Here is a 3648-nt window from a genome sequence, read left to right on the forward strand (position 1 = left end):
GCCGACACCGCCGATAAAGGAATAGTATAGGTCTTAATATATTTAGACGCTATATAATAAACGTATACAAATGTTAAAGCTGCGCTGAGTCCAATCATATTGTAAACCGCGCTTTCTGCAGCATATTCCGGCGTTACTTCTAATCCGAAGAAAAATAGCGTGATGGCTGATCCTGTTGGATAACCTGATAAAATTCCAGCAACCTTCGGACTCACATTTTCAGCAAGAAGAGATAGGCCTATCACTAATCCGATGGCGACAATGAGTTTAATAAAGAAAAGGAATTCTATCATTATTATGTAGTTCTATGTTCTATTTTATCACTGTTTTAGATTAAAAAGCACTTTATGAGGTTCTAAGATACTAGCGATACAAAAATCAAATATAGTGATCTGTTTAGGATGTCTTCTGAAATATTAAAAAAGAAACTATACATTTAAAATGTATGCCTCTATTGAAAAACAGACATTAATTCTGCTGAACTAAAGATTTGACATATTGTCTGTGTAGAATGCGTAATTTTTTAAGTTCTATGCGTAATAACCTTATAAAATCGGACGAGTTTGTAGTATTGTTATCTAAGTGCTTAGAGGTATAGTATAATCTGTCTATAAAAAAACGCAAAGCTTTAGCCTGTTTTATTTTTTTAATAGGATTGATTTCATTTTCGGTTTCTACAATTTTGGGTACTAAACCCAAAGCATCTATAACTAATTTATCGGCGTATTTATCTAAATAATTTTTAGAAGTATGCATGGCAATTATATCTTTGTCGTAGGTAATGTACGCCGCGATATGTCGGGAGAGTTTAAAAACATCTAAAGACTTTTTGTACATTGGTAAGTCTTTAATATTTGTGTTGTCTGACTGTGCCATTTCTAAATTAATTACTGCAAAAATAACACTAAACTGTACAAGATGTATTTAAAAGTGAAATTTTAATCCATTATAAAGCTTAAGCGCTCAATAGTATTTTTATTCAAATGTTTTACAAGTGTAGAGATGTTTAGTGCTGTTTATAAACAGGTTAATAAAGTCTGAAAATAAGGGTCTGTTTTTTAGTTTACTAAATATTTCGTAAAATTAGCAATTTGTTAACGATACTGCCGTAAAGTAGTATGAAACGAGTGTAAAAATTACGAATTAATAAATTTGTACGCTTTTTAGTTTCAAAAAATTATTATAATTTTAGCTTTCATATAATTTTTCAAATTATTAAAATTACGAGTTTAAACTAATAGCCAATTTCATGAAAAAAACCACCTTAAAAGATATTGCAAAAGCATTAAATGTATCCGTTTCCACAGTATCTAAAGCACTTCATGACATTCCAGAAATTAGTGAGGAAACTCGTATTTTAATTCAGAATTACGCCAAAGAGAAAAATTATAGACCTAATTATAATGCTTTAAGTTTAAAAAATAAACGCTCTAAAAGTATTGGTGTAATCATTCCAAATATGCTTAATTATTTCTATATGCAAGTGTTGCAAGGTATAGAAAAAGAAGCTGCTAGTCATGGTTATAGAATCATGACAACAATCTCTAACGAATCGTACCAAAAGGAAGTAGAAATTATAGACATGTTATCTACAGGAAGCATTGATGGTTTTTTACTAGCGATCTCTAAAGAGACTGAAGAGAATGGCGAGTTTAGTCATTTTACAGACAGTGTGAAATTTGGATTTCCTATCGTGATGTTCGACCGTGTATCAGAACACGTAGAATGTGATAAAATTATTACAGACGATTTAAACGCTTCTGCAGATGCGGTTAGTTATTTGGTAAAACAAGGATGTAAACGTATTGCTTTTGTTTCGCCTTTAAAAAGTTTAAGCATCGGACGTTTACGTTTTGAAGGATATAAAAAAGGGTTAGAACAAAATAATTTGCCTTTAGACCCTAACTTGGTTATTAATACAAACGAACCTGATTATAAACAATACGATGCGATGATTCGTCCGTTATACGAGCATAAAATTGACGGAATTATTTCTACTAATGAATCTTCTGCATTGTCTGCCATGAAATTAGCTAAGGAAGATGGGTATAAAATACCAGAAGATCTGGCCGTGATTTCTTTCGCCAATGGTATTCTTGCTCGTAATTCACACCCAAGATTAACCTGTGTAAGTCAGCATGGAGAAATTATGGGAGCTGTTGCAGCTAAGAAACTGATCGATAAATTAGAAAAGCGAGACGATGCAAAATCTTTCGCCACCGAATTTATCGAAACAGATATCGTAGTGCGTGACTCTACACGCTAAATTAAAGTTTAATGGTGATCCTTTTGTTTCAGCATTCTACCTTTTAAATAATATAAAATACCAATACAAACTAGCATGACTACAGTTGTAGTGTGCCAAGTAAATTCGTATCCATATTTGGCTATTAAATGCATGCCCGAATTGTGTGCAATAATATGTGCTATAGAGAACGAGATGCTGTATAGTGCCATGTATTCGCCTTGGTTTCCTTTTTTAGCACGATCTAAAGCGAATGCATTAGAAAATGGAAACGCAATCATCTCGCCAATAGTCATAAAAAACATCCCAATTACTAAAACGCCAACCCAACTGCTTATGTTTAAAAAAATGAAACTTAAGGCTGTAAGTGCGGCTCCAAATATTACGATACTAGTTTTAGAGAGCATTGATTTTTCTAAGGATTTTACCAATGGCATTTCTAATACGAAAATTAGAAAACCATTCATTCCCATTAATAACCCAATCTGAAATTCTGATAATTTAAATTCTTCTTTGTAAAATAAAGGCACTGTAGAAAAGTATTGCAAAAAGGCAACACCAAATAATAACATGGCAAATAAAAAGATAATGTAATTGATATCTTGGTAAGCCGATTTTGGGTGTTCTACTACAATTTCATCTGCTACTTTTACTTTTTTAGGATGCAATACATTTAATAATAATATACCAGCAAGAATACATGTTATACCGTCTACCCAAAATAAGCCACCATAACTTAAGGTTACAATTATTAATCCGCCAATAGCAGGTCCAGCTGAAAAACCTAGATTAATAGCTAAACGAATTAAGGTTACAGAACGGACTTTGTTTTCCTGCTTACTGTATGCACTTAGAGCCACAAACATGGCGGGTCTAAACATATCTGCTACCATTAATAATATAAAAACACCAATAGATATACTTACAAATGTTGTTAAGTATTGCAAGGCTACAAACAAAAATCCTGAGACAATTAAACTAAACACCATCACTTTGTAGTAGCCTATTTTATCGGTTAGTTTTCCGCCTAACCAAGAGCCAACTACAGAGCCTCCTCCAAATGCACTCATTATCCAACCGACTTCTATTAAAGTGAAATTTAGATTCTTAGTAAGGTATAAAGATAAAAAAGGGATAACCATGGTTCCGGCCCTGTTAATTAACGTAATAAACGCTAACCACCACACTTCGGTAGATAAGCCTTTAAAGGTGTTTATGTAATTTTTAAAAATGGTTTTCATTGGTTTTGGTTTGGTTAGTGCAAAAAAAAACGTCCAACTTAACAGAATAAGATTGGACGTTTTTTATATAGTATTTAGAAAGTCTTATATATAGCAGGTCCTGTATCTTAAATAAGATAGGCGGGGAAGTTTATAAGAGACTTTTTTGTTTAACACGATTGG

4 protein-coding genes are annotated in these 3648 nt (G+C 32.4%); 1 reads left to right on the forward strand and 3 read right to left on the reverse strand.

Translation table 11 applies throughout. The annotated features are described in order from the left end of the window. A partial coding sequence (locus tag AST99_RS09195; protein WP_198151457.1) for a hypothetical protein occupies nucleotides 1–293 on the reverse strand: 293 nt, incomplete at its 3' end. A 175-nt stretch (nucleotides 294–468) separates the two neighbouring features. Continuing rightward, nucleotides 469–876: a hypothetical protein gene (locus AST99_RS09200; RefSeq protein WP_057781547.1), complete on the reverse strand. Its 408-nt coding sequence runs from the start codon at nucleotides 874–876 to the stop codon at nucleotides 469–471. 373 nt (nucleotides 877–1249) lie between these two features. Between AST99_RS09200 and AST99_RS09205 the strand changes: the two genes are divergently transcribed. Beyond that, nucleotides 1250–2266 carry a LacI family DNA-binding transcriptional regulator gene (locus tag AST99_RS09205; RefSeq protein ID WP_057781548.1) on the forward strand — a complete coding sequence of 339 codons (1017 nt, stop codon included), beginning with the start codon at nucleotides 1250–1252 and terminating at the stop codon, nucleotides 2264–2266. An 8-nt stretch (nucleotides 2267–2274) separates the two neighbouring features. On the opposite strand, the gene AST99_RS09210 is transcribed toward AST99_RS09205, so the two are convergent. Next, on the reverse strand, nucleotides 2275–3486 hold the full coding sequence (locus AST99_RS09210) for an MFS transporter (protein WP_057781549.1): 1212 nt from the start codon (nucleotides 3484–3486) through the stop codon (nucleotides 2275–2277). Between the last annotated feature and the right edge of the window lie 162 nt (nucleotides 3487–3648).

Origin of the sequence: Formosa algae, from assembly GCF_001439665.1 — a bacterium.
GTDB classification, from domain to species: domain Bacteria; phylum Bacteroidota; class Bacteroidia; order Flavobacteriales; family Flavobacteriaceae; genus Formosa; species Formosa algae.